The sequence below is a fragment of the Georgenia sp. M64 genome (assembly GCF_038049925.1).
Classification (GTDB): Bacteria; Actinomycetota; Actinomycetes; order Actinomycetales; family Actinomycetaceae; genus Georgenia.
Map to the genome: position 1 here is coordinate 2,730,870 of NZ_CP145809.1, position 15,591 is coordinate 2,746,460.

The following is a 15,591-nucleotide window of genomic DNA, read 5'->3' on the forward strand; positions in this document are numbered from 1 at the left end:
CCGCCCCGGGCGCGGCGCGCCCCCCCTCCCCCCGTCTGAGAAGGGCTTCGAAGGTGGAGACACTCGACCTGGCTCGGTGGCAGTTCGGCATCACGACCGTCTACCACTTCGTCCTCGTCCCGCTGACGATCGGCCTGGCGCCCCTGGTGGCCGGAATGCACACCGCGTGGGTGCGCACCGGCAAGGAGCACTGGCACCGCCTGACGAAGTTCTTCGGCAAGATCCTCCTCATCAACTTCGCCCTGGGTGTGGCCACGGGCATCGTGCAGGAGTTCCAGTTCGGGATGAACTGGTCGGAGTACTCCCGCTTCGTCGGCGACATCTTCGGCGCCCCGCTGGCCGTGGAGGCGCTCGCCGCGTTCTTCCTCGAGTCGACGTTCCTCGGGCTGTGGATCTTCGGCGAGGGCAAGCTGCCCCGCTGGCTGCACAGCCTCTCCATCTGGATGGTGGCGGTGGGCTCGACGATCTCCGCGTACTGGATCCTCGCGGCGAACTCGTGGATGCAGCACCCGGTCGGCGCGGTCTACAACCCCGAGACGGGCCGGGCCGAGCTCGACGGCGTCGGCGGCTTCCTCGAGGTGATGACGAACAACACCCTCATCGCCGCGTTCTCGCACACCATCACGTCGGCGTTCCTCGTCGGCGGGACGTTCGTCGCCGGCATCTGCGGCTGGTGGATCGTGCGCTCGGTGCGCGCCGGACGGGAGAACGAGGCGCGACAGGTGTGGCGCCGCGGCGCGTACGTCGGCCTCGTCACGATCGTCCTGGCCGGGATCGGCGTCGTCGGGACCGGCGACATCCAGGGCAAGCTCATGTACGAGCAGCAGCCCATGAAGATGTCCGCCGCCGAGGCGCTGTGCGAGGGCACCGAGGGGGCCTCGTTCTCGCTGCTGACCATCGGCGACCTGTCCAACAGCTGCGAGAGCGCCCACGCCATCCTCGAGATCCCGGGCCTGACCTCCTTCCTCGGCACCGGCTCCTTCAGCGGCCCGGAGAGCTACCTCCCCGGCGTCAACGACATCCAGGCCGAGTACACCGAGCGCTACTCCGACGCCTTCGGCGAGGTCGACTACACCCCCAACCTCATGGTCACGTACTGGAGCTTCCGGCTCATGATCGGGCTGGCGGTCTTCTCCGCCGCCCTGGCGCTGGCCGGCCTGTGGCTCCTGCGCAGGGGCCGGGTCACCGACAAGATGTGGTTCTCCCGGCTGAGCCTGCTGGCCCTGCCCATGCCGTTCCTCGCGGCGTCCTTCGGCTGGATCTTCACCGAGATGGGCCGCCAGCCCTGGGTGGTCCACCCCAACCCCGCCAACCCGGTCGACCAGGTGTACCTCCTCACCCAGAACGGGGTCTCCACGGTCGTCTCGGCCGGCTCGGTCATCACCTCGCTGGTGGTCTTCACGCTGCTGTACGCGGCGCTCGGCGTGGTGTGGTTCATGCTCATCCGGCGCTACGTCCGCGAAGGGGTGCGCCCGCTGCCCGAGGACGTCACCGACGCGCCGCAGGGCACCGACGAGCCCGCACCGACCCTGTCCTTCGCGTACTGACCGCCCCCGACCTGGAGACACGCCGTGGACCTCCCCCTCCTGTGGTTCCTGCTCATCGCGGTCCTGTGGACCGGCTACCTCGTCCTCGAGGGCTTCGACTTCGGCGTCGGCATGCTGCTGCGCCCCTTCGCCCGTGACGAGAACGAGCGCCGCGCCATGCTGCGCACCATCGGGCCCGTCTGGGACGGCAACGAGGTGTGGCTGCTCACCGCGGGCGGCGCGACCTTCGCGGCCTTCCCCGAGTGGTACGCCACGATGTTCTCCGGCTTCTACCTGCCGTTGCTGCTCATCCTCTTCGCGCTCATCATCCGCATCGTCGCGATCGAGTGGCGCGCGAAGATCGACGACCCTCGCTGGCGCGGCCGCTGGGACTGGGCCCACACCGTCGGCGCCTGGATCCCGGCGGTCCTGTGGGGCGTGGCGTTCGCCAACCTCGTCCAGGGCATGGAGATCGAGGTGGTCGACGGCAACCACCAGCTCGTCGGCGGGTTCTTCTCGCTCATCACGCCGTTCACCCTCCTCGGTGGGGTCATGACCGCCACGGTCTTCCTCACCCACGGCGCGGTCTTCCTGGCGCTGAAGACCGACGGCGAGATCCGCCACCGCGCCGGCGCCCTGGCGGCCCGGCTGTCGGTGCTCTCCCTCGTTGTCGCCGGGGTGTGGGCCGTGTGGGCGCAGCTGGCGTTCTCCGCCCACTCCCTCACGTGGGTCCCGCTGGTCGTGGCCGCCGTCGCCCTGGTCGGCGTCGTCGTGGCCACCCGTGAACGCCGCGAGGGCTGGGCGTTCGTCCTCAACGCCGTCGCGATCGTCGCGGCCGTGGTCCTCATCTTCGGGACCATGTACCCCAACGTCATGCCCTCCTCGCTGGACCCGGCGTGGTCGCTGAGCATCGACCAGGCCGCCTCGACCGACGCCACGCTCACGGTGATGAGCATCGTCGCGCTGTTCTTCGTGCCGGTCGTCCTGGCCTACCAGGGCTGGACGTACTGGGTGTTCCGCAAGCGCATCGTCGCCGCGCCGGGCGGTGGCGACGACGGCCTGCACCCCACCGACGTCCGCGCGTTCGAGTCCAGCACTGGGGCACACTGAGGCGGTGAAGCCGCTCGACCCACGCCTGCTCAGGCACGCCCGGGCGGCCCGCCGCTACATCGCCCTGACGGCGGTGACGGGGCTCGTCACCGCCGCGGCCGTGATCGCCCAGGCCGTGCTCGTCGCCCGCGCGGTCTCCCCCGTCGTCGAGGGCCGGGCGGGCTGGGCGCAGGCCGCGCCGCTCGTGGCCGCCCTGGCCGGGGTGCTGGTGCTGCGCGCCGTCGTCCTGGTCGTCCAGGAGTCCCTCGCCCACCGCGCCGCCCGTGACGTCGTCGCCGAGCTGCGCGAGCAGGTCCTCGCCCGGGCGGTGGCCCTGGGCCCGCGGTGGCTCGCCGACGGCAACGGCCCGCGGGTGGTCACCCTGGCCACCCGGGGGCTGGACGACCTCGAGCCCTACTTCGTGCGCTACCTTCCCCAGCTGCTGCTCGCCGCGACGGTCACCCCCGCCACGGTCCTGGTGATCCTCGGGCTGGACCTCACCTCGGCGCTCATCGTCGCCGCGACGATCCCCCTCATCCCGGTCTTCATGTGGCTCATCGGGGTGCTCACCCAGCGCTTCGCCGCCGAGCGGCTGGTCGCGATGCAGCGCCTGGGCACCCAGCTCCTCGACCTCCTCGCGGGCCTGGCCACCCTCAAGGCCCTCGGCCGGGAGCAGGGACCGGCCGCACGGGTGCGCGAGCTGGGGCAGGCCTACACCCGCACGACGATGGCCACGCTCAAGGTCGCCTTCCTCTCGGGGGCGGTGCTGGAGTTCCTCGCGTCGATCTCCGTGGCGCTCGTGGCGGTGACGATCGGCATGCGCATGGTCTACGGCGGGCTGGACCTCACCACGGGCCTCACCGTGCTCATGCTCGCGCCCGAGGTGTACCGCCCGCTTCGCGAGGTGGGCTCGCACTTCCACGCCTCCGCGGACGGCGTCGCCGCCGCCGAGCAGGCCTTCGCCGTCCTCGAGGAGCGCCCGGCCACGCCGGGCACCGTCCCCGCCCCCGATCTGCGCCGCACCGACATCGTCCTCGACGGCGTGAGCGTGGCGGCGCCGGGCCGGGCCACCTGGGCGCCGTGGCGGCTGAGCGCGCGCCTGCACCCCGGGCGCGTGGTCGCCCTCGCCGGCCCCTCGGGCGCCGGCAAGACGACGGCCGCGCAGGTGGTCCTCGGGCTGCTCCGGCCGGACGAGGGCTCGGTGCGCCTGGAGGGCGCGGCCGGCACCGGACCGACCGACCTCGACCTCGCCGACGTCGAGCCCGGCTCGTGGTTCGACCAGATCACCTGGGTGCCGCAGCGCCCGGTCATCGTGCCCGGGACCGTGCGGGCGAACGTCCTGGGTGACCGCCCGGTCGACGACGCCGCCACCACCGCCGCGCGCGCCACCGGCCTCGACGCCGTCCTGGCCGAGCTGCCCCGGGGCTGGGAGACGCCTCTGGGCCACGGCGGGGTGGGGTTGTCCGTGGGGCAGCGTCAACGGCTCGCCCTGACCGCGGCCCTCCTCGGTGGCGCCCCGCTCGTCGTCCTCGACGAGCCGACCGCCCACCTCGACGCCGCCGCGGAGCAGCACGTCCTCGACGCCGTGGCGGCCCTGCGCGACCAGGGCCGCACCGTCGTCGTCATCGCCCACCGCGCCGCCCTGCTCGACCTCGCCGACGACGTCGTCACGGTCGCCGCGGCCCCGGCCACCATCGAGCCTGCCGAGGCCTGGTCATGACCGCTCCCGCCCCGCCCGCCCCGCCGGTGGTGGCCGACCGTCCGGTGGTCCTGCCGGCCGATGAGCGCCGGGCCCTGCGCCGGGCCGTCGGGCTGCTGGCCCTGGACCGGGTGCGTCTGCTCTGGGCGGTGCTCGCCGGCAGCGCGGGGCTCGGCAGCGCCGTGGCGCTCACGGCGACCTCCGCCTGGCTCATCGCCCGTGCCTCCCAGATGCCGCCCGTGCTGGAGCTGTCCGTCGCAGCGGTGGCGGTGCGGACCTTCGGCATCTCCCGTGCGGTGCTGCGCTACCTCGAGCGCCTCGCCTCCCACCTGGTGGCGCTGCGCGGCATGGCGGCGCTGCGCGAGACGGTCTACCGCCGGCTCGCGGCCGGCCGCACCGACGCCGTCGCCGGTCTGCGCCGCGGGGACCTCCTGGCCCGGACGGGCGCCGACGTCGACGCGGTCGGCGACGTCGTCGTCCGCGCCCTGCTGCCCGCGGTGGTCGCCGCGGTCGTCGGGGTCGGGTCGGTCGTCCTCGTCGCGTGGCTGCACCCCGGTGCCGGCGCCGTGCTGGCCGTCTGCCTCGTCGTCGCGGGCGTCCTCGGGCCGTGGCTGAGCATGCGGGCGGCCCGGCTCGCCGAGCACGCCCAGGTCCTCGCCCGCGGCGAGCTCGCCGCCACGGCCATGACGATGGTCGACGGCGCCGCCGAGCTCACCGTCTCGCAGCGCGTCGCACCGCTCCTGCGCGCCGTGGGCCGGACCGAGCGCGAGCTGGCCACCGCCAAGGACGCGGCCGCCCGGCCCGCCGCGCTCGCCGCAGGCATCGACAGCCTCGCCATGGGCGTGGCCGTGCTCGGCGCCATCGTGCTGGGGATCCCCGCGACCGTGGCTGGCGCGCTCCAGCCGGTCGAGCTCGCCGTCGTGGTCCTCACCCCGCTGGCCGCGTTCGAGGGCACCGCCATGCTCGGCCCGGCGGCCGTGCAGCTCGTCCGGTCCGCCGGCTCGGCGGTACGGGTCATGGCGCTGCTCGACGCGGCCGGTCCGGACGCCGGGACCGGGGCGCCCGCCGCGCAGGCGGCGCCGGTCGCCGCGGCAACGGCGCGGCCCACGAGCGGTCGCGCCCTCGTCCCGGGCCGTGCCGAGCCGTCCGCTACGGACGGGCCACGGCTGTGCGCCCGGGGACTCGCCGTGGGCTGGCCCGGCGGCCCGGTCGTCGCCGAGAGCCTCGACCTGGACCTCGCGCCCGGCCGCGCGCTCGCCGTGGTCGGCCCCAGCGGGATCGGCAAGACCACCCTCCTCCTCACCCTCGCGGGCCTGCTGCCGCCGCGGGCCGGCACGGTCACCCTCGACGGGACGCAGGTGTGGGGCCGCTCCCGCGAGGAGGTCAGCCGGCAGGTCGTCCTCACGGCCGAGGACGCGCACGTCTTCGCCACGACCGTCCTGGAGAACCTCCGCGTCGCCCGTGGCGACCTCACCGAGGACGACGCCGTCGACCTGCTGCGCCGCGCCGGCCTGGGCGACTGGCTCGCCGGCCTGCCCGCCGGGACGGCCACCGGGCTCGGCACCGACGCCGCCACGATCTCCGGCGGGGAGCGCCGGCGCCTGCTCCTGGCCCGGGCGCTCGCCAGCCCCGCCCGGCTCCTGCTGCTCGACGAGCCCGCGGAGCACCTGGACCCGACCACCGCCGACCGCCTGGTCACCGACCTCCTGCGGGCCGGGCAGGACGTCGCCGGCCGCGGGGTCCTGCTCGTGACCCACCGGCTCGCCGCCCTCGGCGCCGCGGACGAGGTCGTGGTCCTCGGCCCGGCGGGTGACGCGGGCGCGAGGCCGCCCGCACCGGCTACCGTGCTGGCGAGGGGCTCGCACACCGAGCTCCTGGCCACCGTGCCCGCCTACCGGTGGGCCGCCGAGCAGGAGGAGCGACGATGAGCGCCGAGGCCCCCGGCGACGACGGCATCCACGTCCGCCGGGCCACCGACGCCACCGGCGGCGCCGACCGGCGCCCGGACACCATCGCCTCGAACACCTCCTCCCTCCTCGGCGCGGCGATCGACCTCACCTCGCACCTGGACGTCCAGGCCGCGCTCAAGAACTTCGTCGACCGTGCCGCGCGCCTGTCCGGGGCCCGCTACGCCGCGCTCGGCGTCCTCGACAGCCGCGGCAACACCACCGCGTTCGTCCAGGTGGGCGTCAGCGAGGAGGTGCAGGCGGTCCTCCGACACCCGCCGCGGGGGTACGGCGTGCTCGGGGCCATCCCCGTCGACGGCCCGCTCCTGCTGGACGACCTCACCCAGCACCCCGACTTCGGGGGCTTCCCGCCCGGCCACCCCCCGATGCACTCCTTCCTCGGGGTGCCGGTGCGGGTCAACGAGCAGGTCTTCGGCCGGCTGTACCTGGCCGAGAAGCTGGGTGGGTTCACCGAGCACGACGCCCAGGACATGATGAGCCTGGCGGAGGCGGCCGCGGTCGCCATCGAGAACTCCCGCCTCTACGCCGAGGCGCGCAACCGCGAGCGCTGGATCGCGGTGAGCCAGGACATCACCACCACGCTGCTCGAGGGCACCGAGGAGGAGGAGGCCCTGGAGATGATCGTCTCCCGGGTCCGCGACGTCGCCGAGGCCGACACCGCGCTCATCGTGCTGCCCTCCGTCGGGGACGCCTGGGCGTGCGAGATCGCCGACGGGTACCTCGCCGGGGACCTCCTCGGCCTGGTCTTCCCGCCCGACGGCCGGGCCATGACGGTCCTCAAGGAGGGCACCGGCCTCATCGTCGACTCCCTCACCCGGCTGCGCACGCTGCGCCTGCGCGAGCTCGCCCAGTTCGGCCCGGCCCTGTACGCGCCGATGATGCTGCGCGGTGAGGGCAAGGGCGTGCTCCTGCTGCTCCGGCGCATCGGCGGGCCGGAGTTCGACCCCTCCGACCGCGCCATGGCCGAGTCGGTCGCCCGTCAGGCCGCTCTGGCCCTCGAGCTCGCCGCGGCCCGGCACGCCCAGGACGTCGCGGCGCTGCTCGACGAGCGCGCCCGCATCGGCCGCGACCTGCACGACCTGGCCATCCAGCAGCTCTTCGCCACCGGCATGCAGCTCGAGGCCGCCCGCACCGCCGCCGCCGAGCGGGGCGACCCGGCCCTGACCACGCTCCTCGAGGACTCCCTGTCCAGCGTGGACGAGTCCGTCAAGCAGATCCGCGCCATCGTGCACTCCCTGCGCGAGCCGGACACCGCCGTCGTGCTCGTCGAGCGGCTACGGCGCGAGGCCTCCCTCGCCCGGACCTCGCTGGGGTACGCCCCCTCGCTCGTCATCGACGTCGAGGGCACCGTCATCTCCGACGACGACGCCCAGGCCGGGCTGGTCGACATCATCGACGACCGGGTCGACGCGGACATCTCCGACGACGTCGTCGCGGTGGTCCGCGAGGGACTGTCCAACGCCGCCCGCCACGCCCGGGCCGCCTCGGTCCAGGTGCGCGTGAGCGTGCTCGGCTCCGGCCCGACCGGCCGCGTGATCGTCGACGTCGAGGACGACGGCGGCGGCGTCGACCCCACCGTGAGCCGTCGCTCCGGACTGGCCAACCTCGCCACCCGCGCCCGGCGGCACGGCGGGACGTTCTCCCTCGGCAAGAGCGAGCGCGGCCAGGGCAGCCTCATGAGCTGGCAGGTGCCGCTCAGCTAGCCGTCCTGCCACGCCTGGGTACGCGGCCGGCGGGAAGACAGTCCGGGAAGTTCGGCCCGGTCGGCCGATGGGCTCAGCCGGGCTCGGCCGGGCGGTCCGGCGAGGTCAGCCCCGCCAGCCGGCGGCGCGCTGCCCGGCGACCCAGGCGGCGACCTGGGTGCGGCGCTGCAGACCCATCTTCGACAGCAGCGCCGTGATGTGGTTCTTCACGGTCTTCTCCGCCACGCCCAGCCGGTCGCCGATCTCGCGGTTGGACAGGCCGTCGCCGATGAGCTCGAGCACGCGGCGCTCGGACGGGGTGAGGTCGGCGGTGGGGTCCTCGTGGTCCGCGCGCCGGCGGGTGACCGTCCGCTCGTCCAGGAGGGTGCGGCCCGAGGCGACGGCCCGCACGACGTCGGCGATCTCCGCGCCGCGGACGGTCTTGAGCAGGTAGGCCTTGGCGCCGGCCGCGAGGGCGGAAGCGAGCGCGTCGTCGTCGTCGAATGACGTCAGGACGATGGGCCGCGCGTCCGGCACCTTCTCGCGCAGGGTGGCGATGATGTCGATGCCGGTGCCGTCGGGCAGCTGCAGGTCGACGAGGAGGACCTCGGGCCGGACGAGCTGCGCCCGGCGCACGGCCTCGGCCACCGAGCCGGCCTCCGCGACGACCGTGAGGCCCTCGGCGCGGTCGACGATCTCCGCGATCCCCCGACGCACGACCTCGTGGTCGTCGATGATCATGACCCGGATGTCGTGAACGGGCGTCTCCTGCGTGTTCGGCACGCCCCGAGCCTACCCAAGGTGGCGGGTTTTCCCGGCATCTCGGCACCCGCCGGACGTGGCGCGGAACACATCCCGGGCCCGGGGCACCGCGGTCACGCGCGCGCCCGGCGCTGGCAGCCCGGGCAGGAGAACGAGCTGCGGTTCATGAACTGCTCCCGCCGGATCGGCCGTCCGCACCGCGGGCACGGCAGGCCCTCGCGGCCGTAGGCGTTGAGGGAGCGCCCGAAGTACCCGGCGGCGCCCTCGACGTCGACGTAGAGGGCGTCGAAGGACGTCCCCCCGACCGCCAGCGCCTCGCGCATGACGTCGGTCGCGGCGTCGAGCAGCTCGCGCACCCGCGCCGGCGAGAGTCGGTCCGTGGGCCGGGAGCCGTGGAGGCGGGCGCGCCACAGGGCCTCGTCGGCGTAGATGTTGCCCACGCCGGAGACGAGGGTCTGGTCGAGGAGGGCGCGCTTGACCTCGGTGCGCCTGGCCCGGGTGCGCCGGACGAGCGCGGCGCGGTCGAGCGCGGGGTCGAGGAGGTCGCGGGCGATGTGCGCCACCGGTGCGGGCAGGACCGGCGCCGCGCTGCCGTGACCGCCGGGCCCGCCGTCGGCCGTGGGGACCGTGCCGGCGACCAGGACGTGGCCGAAGGTGCGCTGGTCGACGAACCAGAGCTGGCCGCCATCGTCGAAGGTCAGCCGCACGCGCAGGTGCGCGGTGGAGAGCGGGACGGTCCGCACGAGCGTCGGCGGGAGGGTGGCGGTGAGGTCGCGGGCGGGCCCGTCGGCGACGAACGCGGCGGCGTCGGCGTCGTGGCGCCGGCTGCCGTCGGGCTCCTGGACGAGGAGCTGGCCCGACATTCCCAGGTGGGCGACGAGCGCCTCCTGGGGCAGGTCGTGCTCAGTAAGCTCACCCGGCTCACCCGGTTCACCGAGGTTGAGCCACAGGTACTTCCCGCGCCGGACCGCGGCGGCGACCGTGCGGCCGGCCACCCGGGCGACGAGCTCGGCGGCCCCGCCGGGCTGACGGCGGACCGCCCTCGGGTGCAGCACCTCCGCGGTCGCCACCCGTCGGCCGACGACCCGGCCGGCGAGGCCGGCCCGGACCGTCTCGACCTCGGGGAGCTCAGGCACGCCGGGCCGCGTCGGTTCCCGGAGGCTCGGCCGCGTCGGCGCCGTCGTCGGGCAGCGGGCCGGCGTCGCCGTCGAGCCGCTCGTAGGCGTCCTCGGCGGCGTTCTGCTCGGCGACCTTCTTCGAGGGGCCCACGCCCTGGCCGTACCGCTCGCCCTCGAGGAGGACGACGGCGGAGAAGGTGCGGGCGTGGTCGGGCCCGGTGCCGCTGACCACGTAGCCGGGCGCGCCGAGCCCACGGCCGGCCGCCAGCTCCTGGAGCGAGGTCTTCCAGTCGAGGCCGGCGCCGAGGCGGGCGGCCTGGCCCAGGAGCGGTGCCACGAGCTGCTCGACGACGCCACGGGTGTGCTCCAGGCCGTGGCACAGGTAGGTCGCACCGATGAGCGCCTCGACGGTGTCGGAGAGGATGGAGTCCTTCTCACGGCCACCGGTGACGAGCTCGCCGCGGCCCAGGAGGATGAACGCTCCGAGGTCGAGGTCGCGCGCCACGCCCGCGAGGGCCCGCTGGCTCACCGTCGCCGCCCGCATCCGGGCCAGGTCCCCCTCGGGGACGTCGGGGTGGTGGCGGTAGAGGTACTCCGTCACGACGATGCCGAGCACGGAGTCGCCGAGGAACTCCAGCCGCTCGTTGGTGGGCAGCCCCCCGGCCTCGTGGGCGAAGGACCGGTGCGTCAGCGCCAGGACGAGCAGCTCGGGGTCGATGTCGGTGCCGAGCGCGCCCAGCAGCGCCTGGACGTCGTCGCGGGCGGGCGTCTCCACGACGTCGTCGTGCCTGGCCCGGCGCCGGCTCATCGAGCCTCCTCGCCGCCCTCGGGGTCCGACCCCTCGTCCTCGGCGAAGAGCGAGCCGAGGGCGGCCCAGCGCGGGTCGAGCTCCTCGTGGTGGTGGCCGGGCTCGGCGTCGTCGAGACGGACGCCGCAGTGCGGGCACAGCCCGGCGCAGTCCGCGCGGCACAGGGGCTGGAACGGCAGGGCGAGGACGACCGCGTCGCGCACGGTGGGCTCGAGGTCGAGGAGCTCGCCCTCGAGCTCGGGGAGGTCCTCGGCCTCCTCGTCGCCCTCCTCGGTCAGCGCGGCCTTGCGGCCCTCGTAGTAGTACAGCTCCGAGACGTCGACGGTGATCGAGGAGTCGACGTCGCGCAGGCAGCGCACGCACTCCCCGTGCAGGGGCGCGGCGGCGGTGCCGGTGACGAGGACGCCGTCGGCGACCGCCTGCAGGGTCAGGTCCAGGTCGAGCTCGGCGCCGAGGGGCACGCCGATGACCTCCGTGCCCATGTCGGCGGGGGCTGGGACGCTCGTGCTGAGGGTGCGCATCGCCCCGGCCCGGCGGCCGAGGTCGTGCGTGCTGACCACGAGCGGGGATCGGGGGTCCATGGCTCTCCTCTGGGGTGACGGCGGCTCCGCGACGGCGCGCGGACCGGCGTCGATGCTACCCGCCCGGGCCGCTACCGCTCGGTGTCGGCGGCGCTCTCGCGGCCGACCCGGGCGGCGAGCGCCTCCCGGCCGGCACGGACCTGGGTGCCGATGGCCCCGAGGTCGATCTCGAACTGGGCGAGCTGGCGGTCGCAGTAGTCGTTGGCGTCCGCGGCGAGCTTCGCGGCGCTCGCCTCCGCCTCGGCGACGATCTGCGCGGCGCGCTCCTGCGCGAGGCGCACCACGCGCTCCCCCGCCACGAGCTCCTCGGCGCGGGCGCGGGCGTCGGCGAGGACGGCCTCGGCCCGGTCGCGCGCCCGCTCGAGCATCGCGTCGGCGTCGGCGACGATGTCGTCCGCGGCGTGGATCTCCTCGGGCACCACCGCCCGGGCGGCGTCGAGGAGGTCGAGGACCTCGGCCCTGTTCACCAGCACCGACGCCGACATCGGCATCGCGCGGGCGCTGCCGAGCATCTCGGTGAGCTCGTCGAGGATCGACATCAGCGAGGCGCCCTCGCGGGTCTGCTCGGTCGTGGTCATCGCGTACCTCCAGGGACGGGTGGTGCGGGCAGCACGCGGCGCAGCGCCGCGGCGACGTCGGCGGTGACGAGGTCCTCGACCGGGCCGCCGTGGCGGGCGACGTCCTTGACGAGGGAGGAGGCGACGTGGGCGAGCGCCGGGTCGCCCATGACGAAGACGGTCTCGACGCCGCTGAGGTGGCGGTTCATGAGGGCCATCGAGTGCTCGGCGTCGAAGTCGGCAGCGCCGCGCAGACCCTTGACCACGGCGGTGGCGCCGACCTGCGCGCAGAACTCCGCGAGCAGACCGGGCACCGCGGCCACGCGCACGCCGTCGATCCCGGCGGTGGCGGAGCGGGCCAGCGCGAGGCGCTCGTCGAGGTCGAGGAGGTAGCGCTTGTCGGGGTTGTGCGCGACGGCGACCACGACCTCGCCGAAGAGGCCGCGCGCTCGCCGGACGACGTCGACGTGCCCGAGGGTGATGGGGTCGTACGACCCGGGGCACACCGCCAGGGTGCCGTCCCGCGTGGCGTCCATGGGCGTCACCGTAACGGCCCCGCGGGCCGACGCCGGGGAGGCGGGACCCGCGTGGCGGTGCTACCCCGGGGCCGGCTCGGCGAACCAGACCTGCGTGTCGCCGTATGTCCGGGAGTCGGTGCGGATCATCCCGGCCGGCCACGCCGGCTCGGGGCTGCGGCGCGAGCGTTCGACGACGACCACCCCGTCCGGGGCCACCCACCCGTCCCCCAGCCGTGCCAGGACCTCGGCGAGGTCGTCCTCGTCGACGTCGTAGGGCGGGTCGAGCAGGACGAGGTCCGCCGCGAGGGGCGGGCCGGCCAGGTGGGTCAGGACGCGGGCGCCGACGACGGTGACCCCGCCGAGGCCCAGCCTGGCGGCGTTCTTCCGGCACAGGGCCGCAGCCGGGCGGGCCGCCTCGACGAGGGTCACCCGGCGCGCCCCGCGCGAGGCTGCCTCCAGACCGAGTGCGCCCGAGCCGGCGTAGAGGTCCAGGACGACGGCGCCCCGGACGACGCCGAGGTGGTCCAACCGGGAGAACAGCGCCTCGCGGACCCGTTCGGAGGTGGGCCTGGTGCCGGTGCGCGGCACGTCGAGGCTCCGCCCGCCGGCCGAGCCGGCCACGATCCTGGTCATCGGACCAGCCTAGGCTCCGCCCCGACCGTCCAGACGGGTCTAGGCGGCCCGCCGGCGCCGCGCCGACGACCTCGCGTCCGACCTCGTGGACGTCGTCCCGGCCGAGCCGGCCCCGGCCGCCGTGGTCACCCCGGCCGCCGTCGTGGCCCCGGCCGCCGTGGTCACCCCGGCCGTCAGGACGGTGTCGGGGGCCACCCGGGATCGCGGAGCGACCCGGACCCACTCCCCGACCCGGGCGCGTGCCCCGACCGTGGCCCCGCTCCCGACGACCGCACGCGGGCCCACGTGGGCGCCGGGTCCGACCTCGGCGTCCGCGCCGACCACCGACCCGCGGTCGACCCAGGCCCGGGGGGCGACACGCGCTCGCGGCATGACCTGCGCCCCGGGGTCGACGTAGGCACCCTCGCCGACGAACGCGGTGGGGTCCACGCGCGCGGCCGCCTCGACGTACCCGCCACCGTTGGCGTGGGGCGCGTAGCGTCGGGTGACGCCCTCGTCGTCCTCGAACTCGTTGCGCTGCAGGTGCTGGTTGCGCATCCGTCCCTCCCTGTCCGATGCGTACACCTGTCCAACGCGGGACGAGCGGGGCGTGTTCCACCGGTGTGCGCTGACGTACCGTGGACCGAGATCGATTGGCGACCTCACGCGTCCGGTACCTCCAGGGAGCACCATGTCCGTCCCCGTCTCCGTCCTCGACCTCGCGACCGTCCACACCGGTGGCACCGTCCGCGAGACGCTCGACAGCTCCGTCGACCTCGCCCGCCACGCCGAGCGGTGGGGCTACCGCCGCTACTGGTTCGCCGAGCACCACAACATGCCCACGGTGGCGTCCTCGGCCACCGCCGTGCTCGTCGGGCACGTCGCGGCGCACACGAGCACCATCCGGGTCGGTGCCGGCGGGGTCATGCTGCCCAACCACTCCCCCCTCGTCGTCGCCGAGCAGTTCGGCACGCTCGAGACGCTCTACCCCGGCCGCATCGACCTGGGCCTGGGCCGCGCCCCCGGCGGGGACATGGCCATGCTGCGCGCGCTGCGCCGCGACCCCTCCGCCGCGGAGAGCTTCCCGCAGGACGTGGTCGAGCTGCAGTCCCTCCTCGGTCCCCTCACGCCCGGCCAGGGCGTCCGCGCCACCCCGGGCACCGGCACCGAGGTCCCGTTGTACATCCTGGGCTCCTCCCTCTTCGGTGCCCGGCTCGCGGCGGCGCTGGGCCTGCCCTACGCCTTCGCCTCCCACTTCGCCCCGACGGCGCTCGTCGACGCCGTGCAGGCCTACCGCCGCGAGTACCGGCCGTCCGCGCGTCATCCCGAGCCGTGGGTCATCGCCGGCCTCAACGTCTTCGCCGCCGACACCGACGCCGCCGCCCGCGAGCTCCACGCCGACGCCCTGCGCGCCGGCGCAGCCCGCCTGACGCGCCGCGGCGAGGACCTCACCCCCGCCGAGGCCGACGCCGTCCTCGCCTCCCCCGCCGGCGACCAGATCCGGATGATGACGCACTACTCCGCGGTCGGCGGGCCCGAGGGCCTCAAGGACCAGGTCGAGATGTTCGTCCGGCACGCGGGGGCGGACGAGATCATCGTCGCGACGAACGCCCCCACGCACGAGCAGCGCCGTCGCTCCTACGAGATCCTCGCCGGGGCCCTCGACCTGGCGGGTTGAGCGCAGAATCACCGGTGGAGCCGTGTGGTTGCGGGACTCGGCCCGCCCGCCAAGACCGCCCGACGGCCGCTGGTGGGTGAGGTGGGGCAGCCCAGACGCTATACGTGCACATAGACCGCTATAGGTCTGCATAGTTAGTTAGGATGGGCATCGTGGACCCGGTGAGAAATCCGTACATGCCTGGCGCGGGCCGCAAGCCAGCCGCGCTCGTCGGTCGCGACGACACGCTGCGCTCCTGGGACATCGCCCTCCAGCGAGCAGAGCGCGGCGTCACAGATCAGCCGTTCGTGCTGTATGGCCTGCGCGGAGTTGGCAAGACCGTCCTGTTGACCCAGTTGCGCCATGACGCACAGGCACGCGACTGGTGGGTAGTTCAAGTCGAAGCGGGCGCAAACCGATCACTGCGAGAGATGCTGGGCGAAGGACTGTACGAGCCACTCTCAGAGATCAGTCGACCTTCCGCCGGGCGCAGAGTCCTTCGGGCACTGAAGACCGCCCTCTCTTTCAAGGCCTCCTACGACGCGACAGGGACCTGGACGTTTGGAGCGGACCTGTCCGGCATTCCCGGGGGTGGCGCAGACAGCGGCGTCCTCGACACCGATCTCCGAAAGATCATCAAGGACGTATCCCTCGCGGCAGCCGAGGAGGGCGTGGGACTCGCAATCCTGATCGACGAGGCGCAGGACCTGAGCACCGCGGAGTTGACGACGCTCGCTGTGGTCTCTCAAGCTGCAGCGCAGGACAACTGGCCGGTGCTGTTCGCTCTCGCAGGTCTCCCGAGCCTTCCTCAGACGCTGGCCGAAGCAAAGTCGTACACAGAACGGTTCCAGTTCAACCCGGTCGAAAAACTGTCGCATGAGGACGCGCACGCAGCCATCGTCCGACCCGCCGAGCAGGAGGGTGTTTCATGGGACGGAGCCGCGCTCGAGAATCTCGTCGAAGCTTCCGGTCGATAGCCTTACTTCATCCAGCAGTTCGGTCGAGAGGCATGGGA

15 protein-coding genes are annotated in these 15,591 nt (G+C 74.4%); 7 read left to right on the forward strand and 8 right to left on the reverse strand.

Going from position 1 to position 15,591, the window contains the following annotated elements:
* Positions 1 to 53: 53 nt before the first annotated feature.
* The 5 genes from AAEM63_RS12285 to AAEM63_RS12305 are packed head-to-tail and all read left to right on the forward strand — an operon-like array spanning position 54 to position 7,984.
* Positions 54 to 1,547, forward strand: a complete 1,494-nt coding sequence (locus AAEM63_RS12285) for a cytochrome ubiquinol oxidase subunit I (RefSeq protein WP_341358561.1) — start codon at positions 54 to 56, stop codon at positions 1,545 to 1,547.
* 24 nt (positions 1,548 to 1,571) lie between these two features.
* Positions 1,572 to 2,636 (forward strand): cytochrome d ubiquinol oxidase subunit II, encoded by a 1,065-nt coding sequence (gene cydB, locus AAEM63_RS12290; RefSeq protein WP_341358562.1) that lies wholly within the window; start codon positions 1,572 to 1,574, stop codon positions 2,634 to 2,636.
* 4 nt (positions 2,637 to 2,640) lie between these two features.
* Positions 2,641 to 4,335 carry a thiol reductant ABC exporter subunit CydD gene (gene cydD / locus AAEM63_RS12295; protein ID WP_341358563.1) on the forward strand — a complete coding sequence of 565 codons (1,695 nt, stop codon included), beginning with the start codon at positions 2,641 to 2,643 and terminating at the stop codon, positions 4,333 to 4,335.
* Positions 4,332 to 6,242 carry a thiol reductant ABC exporter subunit CydC gene (cydC, locus tag AAEM63_RS12300; protein ID WP_341358564.1) on the forward strand — a complete coding sequence of 637 codons (1,911 nt, stop codon included), beginning with the start codon at positions 4,332 to 4,334 and terminating at the stop codon, positions 6,240 to 6,242. Before cydD ends, cydC begins: the two co-directional genes overlap by 4 nt.
* Positions 6,239 to 7,984 (forward strand): GAF domain-containing protein, encoded by a 1,746-nt coding sequence (locus AAEM63_RS12305; RefSeq protein ID WP_341358565.1) that lies wholly within the window; start codon positions 6,239 to 6,241, stop codon positions 7,982 to 7,984. Before cydC ends, AAEM63_RS12305 begins: the two co-directional genes overlap by 4 nt.
* 105 nt (positions 7,985 to 8,089) lie before the next feature.
* Here the strand turns inward: AAEM63_RS12305 and AAEM63_RS12310 are convergent, their stop codons facing one another.
* From AAEM63_RS12310 to AAEM63_RS12345, 8 genes are all read right to left on the reverse strand, one after another.
* Complete coding sequence (locus AAEM63_RS12310) at positions 8,090 to 8,704, reverse strand: response regulator transcription factor (RefSeq protein WP_341361361.1); 615 nt, start codon at positions 8,702 to 8,704, stop codon at positions 8,090 to 8,092.
* 134 nt (positions 8,705 to 8,838) lie between these two features.
* Complete coding sequence (gene mutM, locus AAEM63_RS12315; RefSeq protein ID WP_341358566.1) at positions 8,839 to 9,861, reverse strand: bifunctional DNA-formamidopyrimidine glycosylase/DNA-(apurinic or apyrimidinic site) lyase; 1,023 nt, start codon at positions 9,859 to 9,861, stop codon at positions 8,839 to 8,841.
* Positions 9,854 to 10,651 carry a ribonuclease III gene (gene rnc / locus AAEM63_RS12320; protein ID WP_341358567.1) on the reverse strand — a complete coding sequence of 266 codons (798 nt, stop codon included), beginning with the start codon at positions 10,649 to 10,651 and terminating at the stop codon, positions 9,854 to 9,856. The genes mutM and rnc overlap by 8 nt, the downstream gene beginning before the upstream one ends.
* On the reverse strand, positions 10,648 to 11,232 hold the full coding sequence (locus AAEM63_RS12325; RefSeq protein WP_341358568.1) for a YceD family protein: 585 nt from the start codon (positions 11,230 to 11,232) through the stop codon (positions 10,648 to 10,650). The genes rnc and AAEM63_RS12325 overlap by 4 nt, the downstream gene beginning before the upstream one ends.
* 71 nt (positions 11,233 to 11,303) lie before the next feature.
* On the reverse strand, positions 11,304 to 11,810 hold the full coding sequence (locus AAEM63_RS12330) for a hypothetical protein (RefSeq protein ID WP_341358569.1): 507 nt from the start codon (positions 11,808 to 11,810) through the stop codon (positions 11,304 to 11,306).
* Positions 11,807 to 12,325, reverse strand: a complete 519-nt coding sequence (coaD, locus tag AAEM63_RS12335; RefSeq protein ID WP_341358570.1) for a pantetheine-phosphate adenylyltransferase — start codon at positions 12,323 to 12,325, stop codon at positions 11,807 to 11,809. Before coaD ends, AAEM63_RS12330 begins: the two co-directional genes overlap by 4 nt.
* Before the next feature lie 60 nt (positions 12,326 to 12,385).
* Positions 12,386 to 12,940 (reverse strand): 16S rRNA (guanine(966)-N(2))-methyltransferase RsmD, encoded by a 555-nt coding sequence (rsmD, locus tag AAEM63_RS12340; protein ID WP_341358571.1) that lies wholly within the window; start codon positions 12,938 to 12,940, stop codon positions 12,386 to 12,388.
* 39 nt (positions 12,941 to 12,979) lie between these two features.
* The gene (locus AAEM63_RS12345; RefSeq protein WP_341358572.1) at positions 12,980 to 13,477 is read right to left on the reverse strand and encodes a transferase; all 498 of its coding nucleotides are present in this window, start codon (positions 13,475 to 13,477) and stop codon (positions 12,980 to 12,982) included.
* Between the two features lie 133 nt (positions 13,478 to 13,610).
* Here AAEM63_RS12345 and AAEM63_RS12350 point away from each other — a divergent pair, with 133 nt between their 5' ends.
* Together AAEM63_RS12350 and AAEM63_RS12355 are read left to right on the forward strand one after the other, a co-directional pair.
* The gene (locus AAEM63_RS12350; RefSeq protein WP_341358573.1) at positions 13,611 to 14,597 is read left to right on the forward strand and encodes an LLM class flavin-dependent oxidoreductase; all 987 of its coding nucleotides are present in this window, start codon (positions 13,611 to 13,613) and stop codon (positions 14,595 to 14,597) included.
* Positions 14,598 to 14,740: 143 nt separating this feature from the next.
* Entirely contained in the window at positions 14,741 to 15,553 is an 813-nt protein-coding gene (locus AAEM63_RS12355) for an ATP-binding protein (protein ID WP_341358574.1), read from the forward strand.
* The last annotated feature ends 38 nt before the right edge of the window (positions 15,554 to 15,591 follow it).